The sequence below is a fragment of the Legionella erythra genome, assembly GCF_001467615.1.
Taxonomy (GTDB): Bacteria; Pseudomonadota; Gammaproteobacteria; order Legionellales; family Legionellaceae; genus Legionella_C; species Legionella_C erythra.
Window position 1 is genome coordinate 79,599 of the sequence record NZ_LNYA01000032.1, and the last position, 17,511, is coordinate 97,109.

Consider the following 17,511-nt stretch of genomic DNA (forward strand, 5'->3'; position numbering starts at 1 on the left):
TTAAATGAGTTCGCCCGATTTGGTTAAGGTAAACTTAAGGAATTAGGTTTACAATAAAGTTATTGGATACCCGGAGTATTTTCATGCCAAAGAATCAAGAGTTCGCAGCCCTTCTGACTAATCTTAATACTAATACCGCCTTAGCAGCTAATCCAAGGTATAAGGAGGCCCTCGATGCTATATTAAAGAGTAATTACGCCGCCGATGCTAATGCATTTAGAACTGCCATATTTAACTATAGAGATGTATGGATAGCGCTCAGCGGAAATGCTTTTGATGCAAATGATTTCAATCCACCGAATGCTCAAACTGATAATAGTTTATTCAATTCGAACAATAACACGCTAGGCCAGAGATTTGTTGACCTCTATCAATTAGCTGCGAAGAAACGAATTGAATTGGCATTGAGCGAAGCTAATGAAGCCCTTCTCCAGGGCATTATTTATCCAGGAAGCCCGCAATCGGTTCGGCAGCAATTAGCAATTCCTGCAAATGAAACTTTATTTGGCAAAGTGGTTGACTGGAAAGGTAATGGCGATTGGGATGCTAATAATGACAGACACCTACCGCGAACTTCTACGGATGAGATTATATTAGCGGCTAAGAAAGCCTTGTTAATACAGAAAATTAAGGCAGTAAATACTGATCAAGCCAGGCAATATGTTGAAAATTTATTGTTGGCGTCCAATCAAAATCACCAAGTTAACTTCCAAAGAGCGGCACAAGATTTAGGTATTGCGGATGCGAATGTCAGAGGTACATTAACGCCTGATTTGATAACGGGCGGTAGCGAGCTTGAAAAAGCCGCTTTAAGAAAAGCCTTTGAATTAAGAGTTAAGCATCAATTTGGGACGGATTTCAATAACTTGGGCGCTGTCTATGCTGCTTTAGATGTCGCAACGCCACAGTTTAATCCCCATGGTCAAGCCGTAGCAAACGGCATCTATCACCAAAAATTTCAAACGGATGCAGAGGCCAATTGGGCTAAAAGCATTCTAGGGGAGCGGTATTTAAAGGGAATGCTGACCGTCCATGCTAATAGCAATGAACTTTTACAAGTAGCCAACGCAACTACCGATACAGCAACACTACGGGGTGTGATACAACCTCTATTTGATGGGAATAATCGTTACGTTGCTCATGCAGTGAATGATGCCAATGCCAAAGACTTACGTCAAATTGCAGCCATTCAGGCTTTAAAACTGAAAATTGCAGCTTGCAGTGATCCGGCGGCGTTGAAAGCCTTGGCGGATACGCGCGATATGGCTACGTTGCGCTCTGTGCTGGAAAAGTATCCTGCTTTGGGTTTCTCTGGCGCGGCAAACAGTAGCGCACGGGAAATTTTGGCCACGTCCGATGCCAGGCTGTTAACCTCTCTGTTAGGGGCGGCTTATGTTCGCTCCAGTATTAATTCGGCTACGCCCGAGCAATTAATCGCTGCAGTGCCCAATGCCAACTTTACCACTAATTACAAACAACATTTCGGCCTGACTTCTGCTCCGCAAGTGGTCAAACAAGCCGTTGATGTTTATTTCAGTGATGAAGCGAATATCATTAAAACTCGACAAGAAGCGTTGGCTGGCTTATTAAAAGCGAAGGTTGCAACTTTAAGCATCGCCGAGTTGAACGCCATCAGCCAAGCTGCGAATCAGGGACAATTACAAGCCGCGTTGCAAATTAATGGCCTCATGGGCGTTGGCAATACGGCAGCGGATAATTTAATTCCAATAGCTGATCCACCTTATCCTTTACTCCAAGGCTATGCGCGGGCTGAAGAATTGGTTCGTGCCCATGCCGCCGTGAATTTATCGGCTCAGGCGACTCATGCCAATTTCGTTGCTTTAATCACTAACTTTATTCAGAACGGGGTAGACGGTACCCAAGTTTTGTTGCAAGCGCTACCGCCGCAAGATCAAGCGCATTTTCGTAAACAACTCGTTGAATTGCTTATTAAAAATTATCCCCTGGCTTATACAACGCATGCGCCCATTGCGGACCTCAATGCCTTAATGCAGGCCACAGATGCCCATGATGTCCAGGCTAAAATTGATGTCATGTTGGGTGGCGCCGCTATTGATTTGAGTTGGATAGACGAGAGTATTTCTGCTGATTTACAGAGACAGGCGTCTGCGCGATTAATCAGTAGACAAGTGGCTGCTTATTCCGCCTTCCCAGCCGAAGCACACCCCCACTTGCTGGCTTTCATTACTCACTTAAGTCTGGATAAACAAAAAGCGATTTTAGCGAAACCCGAAGTCGTTGGCTCGTTGATGAAAGCGCAAAGCATTGAGGAAATTCGTCGCCTTGTGGGTGCAACAAACAGCAGTGCCAGTGCTTTGGTGGCTGAAAACGAGCGGCTTAATAAACTTAATAAAATTGCTAACTCCGCCATTGCGGCCACTTTGGCCAGCGTCGTTCCGCCGATAACCCTTAGTAATCAACAAATCAATGCAATTAATACTCAATTGCTGGGTCATGTCGACCCTAAAGATTTGTTCAGAAAGGCTAATTATCAGACATTTTTAACTAACTTAAGGGATGATATTCTGCAAGTGCAGCCGGCTAACCGAGCTGCATTTAATAGAGCTTTTGGCATGAATGCACAAGGCACTGCTATAGATAACCAGACCATTAGACAAGCTATAAAAGAGCAACAGGGGTTCAATGCACCATTGATCGACATGGTAGTCAATAATAATCCTAAAGTACCTACTCCCGATGAAATAAAAGCAATAGAATTGTTAATGGCTATTTCTAAAAGCCAGAATTATGCGCAGGGGGATTTGGCGGCTTTTGTGAATGCGATTAACACGTCGGCAACGTATGATGCGTTACTGACTGTAATCACGACTACCGTAGCCATTAATCAGCATCTGGTGGCCGGATGGAAGAAGCACATCACTCCCGAAATGTTTGCCTCTTACAAACAAGACCAAAAGCAACGAGCGTGGTCTAATCAAGGGACCTATGCGGCCGGTATCATGGCGACGGAACAAGGCGAAATCAATACTTTAAAGCAGAGACTGCAAAAGATAACGTCTATCGATAAGTATTACCGTGAAGAGCTTGAACACTTGGGTAAGTTAACACAAACCCAATGGATTAGCCCCGAGTTTGAAGTGGCTGCGCGGCAACAATACAATACGTTATATCCGAAACTGAAAGAATTTGCCCGCGATTGCGACACCATTCTCGAAGAGTTGCGAAGGCAGAAAGCCATCTACGAAGACAAGCTCAATGCGTTACCGGATACATCGGCCATGCCTCAACGCCAGCAAAAAAAGGATATCGACAATTTCCGCAAACAATTAAAGGCTTCATTGGAAAACATTAACAATGGCATTAGCTATTACGAAAAAGCCAGTCTGACCTTAAATGGTAACCCATCGGCTGAAGACGCATTGGCTCGCAAGGGCTTAATTCAGCATCTAGAGGATTGCAAACAGGGAACTAACGTGGTCTTCACTACGTCGGGTATCACCTACAACGATTTCCCCGCCAGTGAGAAAAACCAGCATTTTGCTAAGGGCTATGTACCTGGTGCAGGAAAACAAGCAGGTACGACAAATACGAGCATAGCGACTCAGCCAAACAAAACTTATATCGTGGATAAGCTTCAACCGGGCATGTGTCGTGAATACGTCATGACGGGAACAAAGCAAGTGACTGATAACAGAGGACAACCGGCAACCGCGGCGGATGTGGGTACGTTCATTGAGGAAGCCCATGCTGGCCACTTGGATCCCAAAACGGTGAATAAAAAAACCGAAGTCAATCCTAATGCGACCATTACAGTGGCTCAATTTCCTAAAGATGATAAAAATCAGATTAAATACACCATGGCGATGGCGGCTCAATTGCTCGCTCACTTGGATCATGCGCCTACCAAAGAAAGACCCATTGTCTTGACTGGGTCCAATCCAGTGGAACTAAGGCATTTATGGACGGCTTTGATGGTATTAGGTGAAAATAATCCAAAAATGAAATTTGATCACAATGCCATTAAAGTGAATTCCACGGCCTTTGATCCAGCCAATGAATTGGGTAAAGTATACGGGTTTAATAAAACCGCTCTCTACAATACCTACATGAAGCAACCGACCATTCAACAAATGATTGCGACGATAAAAACCTTTACTGAATCCAAAGAGGCTGAGAAAGGATCGACAAAAGAGGTAACCAAAAAGATTGCCAATCTGTTGCAGCAATTTAAAACAGAGGGCGCTAAACAGACTTTAGATGAAATCGAGACGGCAAATAAAAGAGGACGAGCCCCGGGGCTTAATGGGTAACCTAACCACAGGACACCATGAATAATAATAACCTGCCAATTGGGGTGTTTGATTCAGGAATGGGCGGACTCACGGTCTTGCGTGCCTTAAAGGGCACGCTGCCACAGGAGTCGTTCATTTATCTGGGTGATACAGCAAGGCTGCCCTATGGGACGAAGAGTCCAGACACGGTGCAGCAATACGCGTCACAAATGGCGAGAGTATTGGTTGAACGCTGCATCAAGGCTCTGGTGATTGCCTGCAACACAGCAACCACGGCGGCCTTGCCCCATCTGCAAGCCATGTTACCGGATATTCCGGTACTGGGTGTGGTTCAGCCCGGTGCCAGTGCCGTGATTGCCGCGACCAAAAACCAGCGGGTAGCGGTTTTAGCCACCGAAACGACCATTGCTTCCAAAGCTTATCAACGTTTGATTAACGAGCAGTTACCGGATGCCGTGATTACAGCAAGAGCCTGCAGTGTGCTTGTTGCTTTGGCTGAAGAAGGCATGGTCGATAATGCGGTCGCCAAAGAGGCGCTGCGTCATTATCTGACTGACTTTAATGAACAGGATACCCTGCTGTTAGGCTGCACCCATTTTCCCGTTTTTAAACCATTGCTTAAAACGATTCTGCCGCGGCATGTCACCATTGTGGATTCGGCGGAAGCCACCGCGACAAGCCTAAAGCAGGTGCTTAAACAGACGGGTATTCAAAATCAGGATCATCAGCGACACATCAACTACCTGGTCACTGATTCCGTGGCCCGCTTTCGACAAGTAGGTGAGATTTTTTTAGGCGAAACCCTTAAAACCGAGGCCATTGAACTGGTCGATGCCTGCCCTTAAGGCATTTAAGAGTCGCTGGGTTCAATCTGCTTGCGACGTGCTGAGCGATGACGCGCCAGTTTTTCTACATCGATGTATCGATCCGTCGTGGCGCTGGAACTATGGCCCGCATCGTCGCGCACATGCTCGCGCGGGCGGATTTTAACGTCTTCTGAAATCCCGGTATGCCTTAACCAGTGTACGGTCGCTGAGGCGAGATGCTCAGCCTCTTCCTGTTGATTGCGCGCCTCCAAGTCCATTGCCGCCAGATCAAAACAGTGTTGCACCAACCGTCTTAAGGGAGCTGTGTCGCTCATCGGGCCGTTGCCGCGCAATTTGGGAATGAGCGGTGAGTTATCGGCGGGAGAGGGCAGGGCGGATAGGCCTAAAAATCGGCGCCAGCGTGAAAGGCTTTGTAGCATGGCATCGCTGACGGCAATCTGGCGCTCCTTGTTGCCTTTACCGACGGTGGTAAACCACCAGTTGCCATGATTATCCTTGGCAAAATCATTCATTGTGGGAATCCAGCGGTCACTGGCGGCCAATTCGGAAATACGAAGATAAAGACCAAAAAGCAGGCTTAGAATAAAAAAAGTCCGCTCATGCTTTTCCGGATGTTCATTCGCAAGCTTTTCTGCCGCCCGCAGCACGGCTTCCCATTGGATTAGGCTTAAACGGCGGATGGGGGCGTTTTGCTGGCGTTTGCGGATGTATTTGCTCTTTTGGCGGATTAAGGCTACAGGATTGGCAATTAAATATTCCTCGGCAATCAGAAAGTTAAAGAGGGTACTCAAAATGGCAAATATTTCCTGGATGGCTCCCTGCGATAGATTAAATTGCTCAACCGCCGGGCGAAGCCCTTGTTTGAATGCGGCTTTGCTGACTGTTACCACAAAGGGGCGCCAGTCGGGATTGGGTTGCCTTAAGCCGTCTTTTTCAAGGTAACGCGGGACTTTTTTGATGCTTATCCAGTTTTCCGGGGGATTTTGGCAGAAACGAATAAACTGGTCGATGTCATCGCGCTTTAAATCCTTAAGCGTTATTTTGCGGACATGCCAGCTCCACTGCAATAAACGTTCCGCCTCCCGGCGGTAACTGTTAAATGTACCCTGGCTGCCGGTATAGCTTTTTAAAAACTGCAGGGTGTAATAAAAATCCGGCTGAAAACGGGCATCTGGAAGCACCGCGTGCTCATGGTTTTTATGCAGGTGGCTGATATTATCAAACAGGGGCAGTAGTGTGGTCTTCATCATTCATCACGCGACTTTTTAAGCTTATGCTACTGAGAAATCGCGGCCATCGCAAACAGTCGCTTCCTGTGCTTAAAGCATAAAAGGCTATATTGGTATAAGCTTGAGAAAATAAATGCCCGGGTTATTGATTTTACGCCTTGCTGCTAGTATTATCTGCGCTCTGTCCTAGGACGGGTTACGGGGTGTAGCGCAGTCTGGTAGCGCGCCTGCTTTGGGAGCAGGATGTCGGGGGTTCGAATCCCTCCACCCCGACCATTTCAATGCGCCCGTAGCTCATCTGGATAGAGCATCGGCCTTCTAAGCCGAGGGTAGCAGGTTCGAATCCTGCCGGGCGTGCCAGCCTAGTGCAGATTCTTGAGTGTGTCGTTATGGTGAGCGTAGCTCAGTTGGTAGAGCCCCGGGTTGTGATCCCGGTTGTCGTGGGTTCGAGTCCCATCGTTCACCCCATTTAAAATCAAGCCAAAATACAATTCATGTCGAGATTCAAAGAGAGTCTTTACAAGACACACGTACTGTCCGATAATTCCACCCTGTTTTGCGAAAGTGGCGGAACTGGTAGACGCGCTGGATTTAGGTTCCAGTGGGGTAACCCGTGAGAGTTCGAGTCTCTCCTTTCGCACCATATTCATGTAATTCATCAAGAGGTGACTAGATGCAAGTTTCTGTAGAAACCTTAAACGGTTTGGAACGCAAATTAACGGTTTCGGTACCTACCGAACGAGTTGAAGAAGAGGTAGGCCAACGTCTGCGCGAGCTTGCCCGCAAAGCCAAAGTCGCTGGCTTTCGCCCCGGTAAAGTGCCCATGAATGTGGTAAAAAACCGTTTCTCCGACAGTGTACGTGAAGAAGTCGCCCGCGAAATGGTTCAATCAACACTGTATGAAGCCTTGCAGAAAAACGAATTGGTTCCTGCTGGTCAGCCCATGGTTGAGCCAGAGCTGCTCGAAGCCGGTAAAGATTTTCGCTATACGGCTGTTTTTGAAGTGTTCCCGGTCATTACCATTACTGAACTGAACCAGGATGAAATTGAAGCCATTGAAGCCGAAGTCAAAGACGCCGATGTCGACAACATGCTTGAGAAATTGCGCGAACAGAATAAAGAGTGGCAGGAAGTATCCCGCGCTGCGACAAAAGGCGACAAAGTCGTGATTGATTTCGAAGGTTTCCTGGGTGATGAGCCCTTTGAAGGCGGCAGTGCCAAGGATTATGAATTAATTCTCGGTTCTGGTTCCATGATTCCAGGCTTCGAAGACGGTATTGCCGGTGCCAAGATAGGCAAGTCCACCGATATTAAAGTGAATTTCCCCGCTGATTATGGTCATAACGAGTTAGCTGGAAAAGAAGCCACTTTCAAGATCACCGTCCACAAGGTGTTTGAAGGCCAACTACCTGAATTGAACGATGCCTTTGCTGAGAAATTCAACATCAAGGAAGGCGGCATTGACGCGCTTAGAAAAGACATCAAAGACAACATGACGCGTGAACTTGAGCGTCGTGTCAGCGCCATGAATCGTGAAAAAATCTTCGATAAGTTATTGGCAGCTAACCCCTTTGATTTACCCATGGCCCTCATTGACAATGAAATTGCCCACTTAAAGCATGAGATGTATCATCGTTTATTCGGCCACGAACACCATGACAATGAGAAAATCCCTGATTTTCCTCGCGCTCTGTTTGAAGAGCAGGCCAAGCGACGCGTTCATTTAGGGCTCTTGTTCTCCGAATACGTTAAAAAGCATGAACTCACTGCTGAAAAAGCACGTGTGGATGCTATGATTGATAAATTCGCCAGCGCTTACGAAAATCCGGACGAGCTGCGTAACTGGTATAAAGCCAGCAAAGAGCGTCTGGGTGAAGTCGAAGCCCTGGTCATGGAAGAAGTCGTCGCCGAAAAAATCAGTGAGAATGCGAAACTGGTTAAAAAGAACATGTCTTACGACGACGTCATGAATCCCAAAAAGGATACTGAGAAGAAAGGAGAGTAAGGATGCCGGGCTATTCAGACAACGAAATCAGAAATGCCAGCGGCTTAGTGCCGATGGTGATTGAGCAAACCTCGCGAGGGGAACGCTCATATGACATTTACTCCAGATTATTAAAAGAGCGCATCATCTTTTTACTGGGTGAAGTCGAAGACCACATGGCCAATCTGGTTGTAGCTCAGCTTCTGTTCCTGGAATCAGAAAACCCGGATAAGGACATTTCCTTGTACATCAACTCCCCTGGCGGAGTGGTGACGGCTGGTTTGGCGATTTATGATACCATGCAGTTCATCAAACCAGATGTCAGCACCCTTTGTATCGGCCAGGCCGCCAGTGCGGCAGCTTTGCTGCTTTGCGCCGGTGCGGATGGCAAGCGGTTTTGCCTGCCCAATGCCCGGGTCATGATTCATCAGCCCTTGGGCGGTTACCGCGGCCAGGCGACTGACATTGAAATTCACGCACGTGAAACGCTGGCTGTCAGAGAGCGGTTGAACAACATCATGGGTAAACACTGTAAAAAGACCCCCGATCAAATCATGCGTGATACCGAAAGGGATAATTTTATGAGTGCTACTCAAGCTATGGAATACGGGTTAATTGACAAGGTCCTCTACGATCGGAATGCTCTTGCGAGCGAAGTGTGATTCAGACGGCTACGAAAAAGACAGTCAACTGTTAAGTTTTCGTAGCCGCATTGCCTTTATTTTTTCAATTGTCTAAAATTTTACTAGATTGCCAAAGATAATGGCATAAAGTAAGAAAGGGGTTTATCAATGAGTAAAACTGGTAACAGCGATGGGGATAAAATTCTTTATTGTTCATTCTGCGGAAAAAGTCAGCATGAAGTCAAGAAGTTAATCGCTGGCCCTTCCGTATTCGTCTGTGACGAGTGCGTGGAATTATGTAACGATATTATTCGCGAAGAAACACAGGATGTGGCGGAAGAATCAGAATCCCATTTACCGACGCCCCGTGAGATTTCACAATTCCTGGATGAGTACGTTATTGGTCAACCTCATGCCAAGAAAGTCCTGTCAGTCGCTGTCTATAACCATTATAAGCGCCTGCAGCATAAAACAGAGGACGGCATCGAGCTTGGCAAAAGTAATATTCTGCTGATAGGCCCGACAGGCAGCGGTAAAACCCTGCTGGCTCAAACGCTGGCTCGCCTGTTGAATGTCCCGTTTACCATGGCAGATGCCACCACCCTGACCGAAGCCGGTTATGTGGGGGAAGACGTCGAAAACATCATTCAGAAACTGCTGCAAAAATGCGACTACGATGTGGAAAAAGCCCAACAGGGCATCGTCTACATCGATGAAATTGATAAAATTTCACGAAAATCCGATAACCCGTCGATTACGCGTGATGTCTCTGGTGAAGGCGTGCAGCAGGCCTTATTGAAGTTAATCGAAGGCACCGTGGCATCTGTCCCGCCCCAGGGTGGACGTAAACACCCGCAGCAGGAGTTTTTGCAGGTGGATACCTCCAATATCCTGTTTATTTGCGGGGGCGCTTTCGCTGGTCTTGAAAAAGTCATTCGTGAACGCAGCGACAAATCCGGCATCGGTTTTGCTGCTCAGCTTAAAAACCAGAAAGACAGCAAGGTTAATGAAAAGATTCTTGAGTCCCTGGAATCCGAAGATTTGGTGAAATATGGCTTGATTCCTGAGTTTGTAGGGCGGTTACCAGTTGTCACCACCTTGCATGAGCTGGATGAAGAGGCTTTGATTGACATCCTGACTCGGCCGAAAAACGCGCTGACCAAGCAATTCCATGCCTTATTCAAAATGGAAGACGTAGAGCTAGAATTCCGCGACGAAGCGCTGCATCAAATCGCCAAAAAAGCATTGGAGCGAAAAATAGGCGCCCGTGGCCTGCGCGCTATCCTTGAAAATATTCTTTTAGATACCATGTATGATCTGCCTTCCCTGGATGGGATTAAGAAAGTGGTCATTGATGAGAATGTTGTCAACAATACCGGTAAACCTATCCTCATCTTCGAAGGTGACGAAAACAAGCAATCAGCCGCTGGCGGTTAAGCGCTGATTTTTTACACCTTGTCGTTAGATTGCCATTGATTTTTAAGAAATCAATGGCAAGTGTCCCAATCTTATATGCGTCTAAGCTGTTTTGATATAAATTGGTAAATGATACTTGGGATAATCGTCTGAAGAAGGGCTTATTATGTCTAGTGAAAATAAATTCATATCGAATGAAAGCGAATTGGTGTCGCCATTACCTGTACTGCCACTCCGTGATGTGGTGGTATACCCTCATATGGTTATTCCGCTTTTTGTGGGGAGGGAAAAATCCATCAAGGCCCTGGAAGCGGCGATGGTGGATAATAAACAGATTTTTTTAGTTGCGCAGCGTAAATCATCCAATGACGATCCAACATCGGACGACGTGTTCAGCGTCGGTACGGTGTCGAGTGTCCTGCAATTATTAAAATTGCCTGATGGCACGGTTAAAGTTCTGGTTGAGGGTGAAGTGCGTGCCAAGGTGGTGTCGTACAATCAGGAGCACGGCTACCTGGAAGCCAGTCTTGAGCCGATGCACGAAGTAAACGAGACGCATAAAGAGCAGGAAATCGAGATCATCATGCGCTCGCTGATGTCTCAGTTTGAGCAATACATCAAGCTTAACAAAAAAATTCCTCCCGAGGTGTTAAGTTCCCTTGTCGGCATCGAAGAGCCGGGCCGTCTGGCAGATACCATTGCTGCCCATTTGAGCATCAAGGTGGATGACAAACAGGAGTTGCTGGAAATTGTCGATGTCGGTACCCGCCTTGAGCGATTAATGGCTGCCATTGAAGGCGAGATTGATTTGCTGCACGTTGAAAAACGCGTGCGTGGCCGCGTCAAACGGCAAATGGAGAAAAGCCAGCGCGAGTATTATTTAAATGAGCAAATCAAAGCCATTCAAAAAGAACTCGGGGAGCTCGGTGAAGAAGGCAATGAGATTGAGCAGCTTGAAAATTCCATCAATAAAGCGGGGATGCCTAAAGAGGCCAAGGCTAAGGCAACGGCTGAATTACAGAAATTAAAAATGATGTCGCCTATGTCGGCTGAGGCAACCGTTATTCGCAATTATTTAGACTGGATGCTCAGCGTACCCTGGAAACGTAAGAATAAGATTCAATTTGATTTGAAGAAAGCCGAGAAACTGCTCGACAAGGAACACTATGGTCTTGAGAAAGTCAAAGAACGGATCATTGAATACCTGGCGGTTCAAAAGCGCGTAAAACGCCTTAAAGGCCCCATTTTATGCCTGGTTGGTCCACCGGGGGTAGGTAAAACCTCTCTGGGTCAATCCATTGCCAATGCTACCGGCCGTACGTTTATCCGTATTGCCTTAGGCGGTGTGCGTGATGAGGCTGAAATACGCGGCCATCGGCGCACCTACATTGGCTCCATGCCGGGCAAAATCATTCAGAAGTTATGTAAAGCCGGGGTTAAAAACCCGCTGATTATGCTGGATGAAGTGGATAAGATGGCCATGGATTTCCGCGGTGATCCAGCATCCGCTTTGCTGGAAGTGCTTGATCCTGAGCAAAACCATACCTTTAGCGATCACTACCTTGAAGTCGATTATGACTTAAGCGATGTTATGTTTATCGCCACGGCCAATTCCCTGGAAATTCCCGCACCGTTGCTTGATCGGATGGAGGTTATACGCCTTGCCGGGTATACCGAGGATGAAAAGGTCAATATCGCGTTGACATATCTCATTCCCAAGCAGGTTACGCTCAACGGCCTTAAGTCAGATGAAATCAACATTGGCGAGAGCGCGGTCAGGGAAATTATCCGCCATTATACCCGTGAGGCCGGCGTGAGAAACCTGGAGCGTGATATCGCCAGCATCTGCCGTAAGGTCGTGAAGGAAATTTTATCGAGCAAGAAAACCCGAAAGATCACCATCTCCAGGGCTAATATTGAAAAATACCTTGGCGTTAAAAAATTCCGTTACGGACTGGCCGAGCAGTTTGATCAGATTGGTCAGGTGACAGGGCTTGCCTGGACGAGCGTCGGCGGGGAGCTGTTAACCATCGAAGCCTCCATGATTCCGGGTAAGGGTAAAACCATCCATACCGGGCAATTGGGTGAGGTGATGCAGGAATCCATTCACGCCGCCATGACAGTGGTCAGAAGCCGCGCCAAAACCTTTGGTCTCGCGGATGACTTCTATGACAAGAATGACTTCCACGTGCATGTACCTGAGGGGGCAACGCCTAAAGATGGGCCCAGTGCGGGTATTGGCATGTGTACAGCGCTCGTGTCGACCCTGACTCATATTCCGGTGCGGGCCGATGTGGCTATGACGGGTGAAATTACGCTGCGTGGACAGGTTCTGCCCATTGGCGGGTTAAAGGAAAAATTGTTGGCGGCTCATCGCGGCGGCATCAAACATGTCATTATCCCGGAGGAGAATTCCAAGGATTTGGAGGAGATCCCTGATAATGTCCTGCGAAAGCTGACTATCCATCCGGTGAAGACCATCGAACAGGTTTTAGACATCGCCTTGCAGCGCAGTCCCCGGGTTGATTCGCCCATTTCTGAGGTAAAACCGGTTGTGCCAACAAAAAGTTCAAAAAAAAATAAAAATAAGGATTTACACGCACACTAATAAGGGGTATATTTCATTCCGTTGCCCGCCACTGGCGGGCAGTTCAAGGATGTGGACGCTTAAACCGAGAAGATGCAGTTAATCGACTCAACTTATGGATGAATAACTGGATAGGGGAAAAGATGAAGAAGAGTGAATTGGTAGAAGCAATTGCAAGTAGTGCTGGTGTTACTAAAGCAGATACCAGTCGTGTAATAGATACTTTTATTGCGACTGTGACTGAAGCTTTGAAAAACGGCCACGATGTTGTGTTACCAGGATTCGGTTCATTTACAGTTGGTAATCGTTCTGCTCGTACAGGAAGAAATCCACAAACTGGCAAAACCATTCAGATCCCTGCTTCAAGAGTTGCAAGATTCAAGTCTGGTAAGAATCTGAAGGAAGCGGTACAGGAAGCGTAAGTTTTTTGGGTGCTTAGCTCAGCTGGGAGAGCATCGCCCTTACAAGGCGAGGGTCGCAGGTTCGATCCCTGCAGCACCCACCAAGAATTGGAGTGGTAGTTCAGTTGGTCAGAATACCGGCCTGTCACGCCGGGGGTCGCGGGTTCGAGCCCCGTCCACTCCGCCAGATTAACGCGCCGTATGGCGCGTTTTTTTTATCAACCGAGTTAATCTGAATTTCTTGCGTATTTACAATAAAATATGGAACTTCGAATATGTTGCAAAAGTTAAATGAACGCATACAGGGCGTGGTAGCCTGGGTAGTGATTATTCTGATTGCAGTTACCTTCACGTTATTCGGAGTCGACTATTATATGCAGTCTCATCAGGCATCAGATTCTGAAGTGACCGTTAATGGTGAACCCATCAGCAAACAAGCGTTTGAGATCAGTTATCGCCGTGCCCGCCAGCAGCGCGATCCTTCGCAAATGACAACAGCCAGTGAAGTGGCTTTGCGCAAGGAAATACTGGAAAACATGATTGTCAATCAAATTACCGTGCAAGCCGCCAGAGCGGCTGGCTTTGAGGTCAGTCCGGAGCAGGCTAACGCCGCGATTGTCAGCATTCCCCAGTTTCAACAGGATGGCCATTTTTCCACAGAACGTTATCAACAGGCCTTAAGCGGCGCCATGTTTACACCGGAGTCTTTCCAGAAAGAAGTGCGTCAGGGCATGTTGCTGAATCAGCAACGTTTTGCTTTCATGGGTAGTGCCTTTGCCTTACCGGAGGAAATCAAGCGTTTTGTTAAATTGTACATGCAGACCCGTGACTACAATTACATTGAAATCCCGACATCGCTGTTTACCGGCAACATTAAAATCGACGATGCACAAGTAGCTGCTTATTATAAAAAGCACCAACAGAACTTTATTGAACCGGAAAAAGTCAGCATCGAATACATTCGCCTCTCCATGCAGGACATCCGAAAATCAATCCAGGTAACCGACAGTGATATTCAGCGTTATTACGAAGACAATCAAAGCAATTTCCTGACACCCGCTCAATGGCAGGTGGCGCACATTTTATTTGCCATACCCGACGATGCCAGCGTGGAAACGGAAAAACAAATCAAGCAAAAGGTCGATGAAGCCTATCAGGCGCTTGAAAATAACCCCATGCAGTTTTCTCAATGGGTAAAAACCATGTCGGCCGATAAATTGTCCGCAGCCAATGACGGCGTTCTACCCTGGATTGTGGCAGGAAGCACCGAATTTGATAAGGCCCTGTCCGGCCTCACTCAACCCGGTCAAATTTCTGCGCCATTTAAAACAGCCCACGGTTATGAAATCTTTAAACTGGTCGCTTACAAGCCAGCAAAACTTAAACCGCTTGCCGAGGTGAAGAAAGAAATCTCCGAGCAGCTATCTGCTGAACTGGCACAGGCCAATTATGCCCAGGTGCTTGAGCAATTGACGGATCTCAGCTACCAGACACCGGATTCCCTGTCACCGGCAGCTGATGAGCTTAAATTGAAAATTGAGCAGACCGAACCCTTTACCCGTCAGGGTGGCCAAAGCGACATTACCCGCAATAAGCAACTTGTTAATACCGCATTCAGCCACGATGTGCTGGAGCTGGGTAATAACAGCGAACCGGTTCAGTTGGACAATGACAGTGTCATCGTTCTGCGGGTGAGTAAGCATATTCCTGCTTCCAAAAAGCCCCTGGAACAAGTGAAAGAAACCATTGTTAAAAAATTGACTCTGCTGCAGGCACGTAAAGAAGCAAAACAGTTAGGCCTGGATCTGCTCTCTACCAAGGCTGATAAAGACAAGCAGGAAAAAATCATTGATGAGAAAAAACTGACATGGCATGAAGTGGTACAAGCCACACGGGATAACGATAAAGCGGATGCCATGATCAATGATCTCGCATTCAGTCTGCCGCGTGTCAACAGCCGCGAAGGGCGTAGTCTGGTCAATGGCGACTACGTCATCGTTCAGCTTAAAAAGATTAATGATGGCCGTTATGCGTCTCTGGATAAAGAACAACAGGCGAGCCTGGCGCAACAAATTGAATCGAGCTACGGCGTCATGGATTATGATCTCTACGTTAATAGCATTATTGCCAAAGCCAAGATCGAGCGGCATCAGTAATTGGTTAGCGTTGTACTAGGGAGTGTGGTGTATGGTTAAAAAATTTTCTGATAACATGCTGTCCCAATTATATTTAGGATTAGCAGCGGATTATAAAGCGCTCAGTAAAAAGTCCCCAGCATTAACACCGGAGCAAATCTATTGGACGCTGTATTTTAAGGTATATGGTGAGCTGGCTAATAGCAACTCAGCTTTTCATGAACTTGATTATGAAGGACAGGGCAAGACATGGGCTGTATTTAATGCCTTTATTGCCTCCACGCCGCTGTATAAGAATAATTTTGCCCAGTTACAGCAATTTCGGCGTGAACAAGCCATTAAAGACAAGCTTAAGAAAAAGCAATCAGTCATTTTCATCATCGATTCCGAGCCTTATTGTCGGCATAATGTTTTTTTTGATTGGGCCATGCTCAACCTCTATTTCAGCAGTCTTCATGCGCACCATCATCACGGTGGCTGGAGGGGCTCTCATCATCATGGGCATAGCAGCAGTGACAGCATCAATGGCGAGGGTCTTGCCTTCCTGATTCTGGTGGTACTTGTGCTTATCGCGGCTGTTCTGGCCTGCCTTGCTTTATATTATATGCTGAGTCAAACCCTGAATAGCCTTGAGCGTTTTGTCTGGAATGAAGGCTGGCTGCAGGCGTTTATCACCCTGTCCAGTATGGCGGCTTGCACGGCTGCAGGCGCCGTTCTTGGTATGCTTGTGGTTGCTTCGCCTTTGTCAGCCCTGATATTGGCAGCGGGCATCAATAATCCCGTGGGCTTGGTTATTTTTACAACCGTTTGTCTGTCCCTGGCATTGGGAGCCTTGGGCTGTTTTGCGACGAATGCCTTGCAAAAGCACCTTTTGAAAGACAAGGATGCGATTGATCCCATGGATGCCTGCCGTTTTCAACTCACAGACTCCGAAATCGACCATTTGTGGGAGTTGGGACTGGATCCCATTACCATCAAATGCGCCATCACGGCCCTTCGTGAACAAATGGGCGAGGAGCCGGTGCCTTCTTTATTAAATCGTTTGTTTACAACGCATGGTAAAGAGAAACAAGCGCTGTTGGCTCAGGTTCGTCAGTTAAGACGCGGTGAGTTAGAAGAAATTACCGTGGATGACATGACGTTTAATTTACGTCGGCCCCAAGTCATGATACCTGCTTATTACTATGACGCAGGCAACCAGGCTTATGTTTATCATACAGCTAATCTCTATCCGCAATTCAACGTTCCTCAGCAGGGTGTTTACATGGACTCTTCCCATCAACATGGGCATGCGTCCATGAAGCCCCTCTCCCCGGAATTGCCGCCTCCTTATCCGGCTGAGGGACAACAGCCATTTTATAACGCAACTGCCCCTAGTTTCGGGTAGTCTGTCTACACGGTATGCCTGCTTTCCGCGCCTTGTGCGCGGATCCAGTTCTATCTTGATTTAAGATAGAATGGATGCTGTGAATAAAGTACAGCACGTCGGCATACAGGACGTTAGACCCAAACATTAATGTCGCACACGTAGGTTAATCCCCTCTGGATGGCCTTGTCCCTAATAATGTTTTGCCCGCGCAGACAGAGTAGTGTATGAGGTTAGCCCTTTGGAGTCTTGTTCCGCAGACAAGGCAATAGCAAACCTTAATCTCGTCTGGATGGTTTGCCTCTCTGCAAGTGTCCTGAATGTCTTGCCCGCGCAGGCGGGCATCTATCCATTTGTCCGAAGACCAATAAGGGATAATGACTGAAAATGGCACCCATTGCGGGATTATCCCAAGTATCCCTCATCCGGGATCCTAATGGATGCCCGCCTGCGCGGGCAGGACAAAGTAGTGTAGAGGTTAGTCCTTGAAGTAGTGTAGAAGGTTAGCCGTTTGAAGTAGTGTAGAGGTTAGTCCTTTGGAGTAGTATGAGGCTCGCTCTTTGGAGTCTTGTTCCGCAGACAAGGCAATAGCAAGTCTTAATCCTTTCTGGATGGTTTGCCTCTCTGCAAGTGTCCTGAATGTCTTGCCCGCGCAGGCGGGCATCTATC

General features: G+C 47.3%; 10 protein-coding genes and 6 tRNA genes. 15 read left to right on the forward strand and 1 reads right to left on the reverse strand.

The window, feature by feature from the left end; all coding sequences use genetic code 11:
• The first annotated feature begins 398 nt into the window (after nt 1-398).
• Nucleotides 399-4,292 carry a hypothetical protein gene (locus tag Lery_RS10275; protein WP_131751176.1) on the forward strand — a complete coding sequence of 1,298 codons (3,894 nt, stop codon included), beginning with the start codon at nt 399-401 and terminating at the stop codon, nt 4,290-4,292.
• 17 nt (nt 4,293-4,309) lie between these two features.
• Entirely contained in the window at nt 4,310-5,119 is an 810-nt protein-coding gene (gene murI, locus Lery_RS10280; protein WP_058527176.1) for a glutamate racemase, read from the forward strand.
• A 5-nt stretch (nt 5,120-5,124) separates the two neighbouring features.
• Here the strand turns inward: murI and Lery_RS10285 are convergent, their stop codons facing one another.
• A complete protein-coding gene (locus Lery_RS10285) occupies nt 5,125-6,348 on the reverse strand; it encodes a tyrosine-type recombinase/integrase (RefSeq protein WP_058527177.1) in 1,224 nt (407 codons plus the stop codon).
• A gap of 181 nt (nt 6,349-6,529) precedes the next feature.
• Between Lery_RS10285 and Lery_RS10290 the strand changes: the two genes are divergently transcribed.
• The 13 genes from Lery_RS10290 to Lery_RS10350 all read left to right on the forward strand — a co-directional run bounded on the left by Lery_RS10290 (nt 6,530) and on the right by Lery_RS10350 (nt 16,863).
• A tRNA-Pro gene (locus tag Lery_RS10290) sits at nt 6,530-6,606 on the forward strand.
• Between the two features lie 7 nt (nt 6,607-6,613).
• A tRNA-Arg gene (locus tag Lery_RS10295) sits at nt 6,614-6,690 on the forward strand.
• A gap of 32 nt (nt 6,691-6,722) precedes the next feature.
• A tRNA-His gene (locus Lery_RS10300) sits at nt 6,723-6,798 on the forward strand.
• A gap of 90 nt (nt 6,799-6,888) precedes the next feature.
• Nucleotides 6,889-6,973, forward strand: a tRNA-Leu gene (locus Lery_RS10305).
• A gap of 30 nt (nt 6,974-7,003) precedes the next feature.
• Nucleotides 7,004-8,335: a trigger factor gene (gene tig / locus Lery_RS10310; RefSeq protein ID WP_058527178.1), complete on the forward strand. Its 1,332-nt coding sequence runs from the start codon at nt 7,004-7,006 to the stop codon at nt 8,333-8,335.
• 2 nt (nt 8,336-8,337) lie between these two features.
• Nucleotides 8,338-8,976, forward strand: coding sequence for an ATP-dependent Clp endopeptidase proteolytic subunit ClpP (gene clpP, locus Lery_RS10315; protein WP_058527179.1), 639 nt, complete (start codon nt 8,338-8,340; stop codon nt 8,974-8,976).
• 129 nt (nt 8,977-9,105) lie between these two features.
• A complete protein-coding gene (gene clpX, locus Lery_RS10320) occupies nt 9,106-10,374 on the forward strand; it encodes an ATP-dependent Clp protease ATP-binding subunit ClpX (RefSeq protein WP_058527180.1) in 1,269 nt (422 codons plus the stop codon).
• Between the two features lie 145 nt (nt 10,375-10,519).
• The gene (lon, locus tag Lery_RS10325) at nt 10,520-12,961 is read left to right on the forward strand and encodes an endopeptidase La (RefSeq protein WP_058527181.1); all 2,442 of its coding nucleotides are present in this window, start codon (nt 10,520-10,522) and stop codon (nt 12,959-12,961) included.
• A gap of 122 nt (nt 12,962-13,083) precedes the next feature.
• Complete coding sequence (locus tag Lery_RS10330; protein WP_058527273.1) at nt 13,084-13,362, forward strand: HU family DNA-binding protein; 279 nt, start codon at nt 13,084-13,086, stop codon at nt 13,360-13,362.
• A 7-nt stretch (nt 13,363-13,369) separates the two neighbouring features.
• A tRNA-Val gene (locus Lery_RS10335) sits at nt 13,370-13,445 on the forward strand.
• Nucleotides 13,446-13,451: 6 nt separating this feature from the next.
• Nucleotides 13,452-13,528: transfer RNA gene (locus Lery_RS10340), tRNA-Asp, on the forward strand.
• An 88-nt stretch (nt 13,529-13,616) separates the two neighbouring features.
• On the forward strand, nt 13,617-15,497 hold the full coding sequence (locus Lery_RS10345; RefSeq protein ID WP_058527182.1) for a SurA N-terminal domain-containing protein: 1,881 nt from the start codon (nt 13,617-13,619) through the stop codon (nt 15,495-15,497).
• A gap of 31 nt (nt 15,498-15,528) precedes the next feature.
• Entirely contained in the window at nt 15,529-16,863 is a 1,335-nt protein-coding gene (locus Lery_RS10350) for a hypothetical protein (RefSeq protein WP_058527183.1), read from the forward strand.
• The last annotated feature ends 648 nt before the right edge of the window (nt 16,864-17,511 follow it).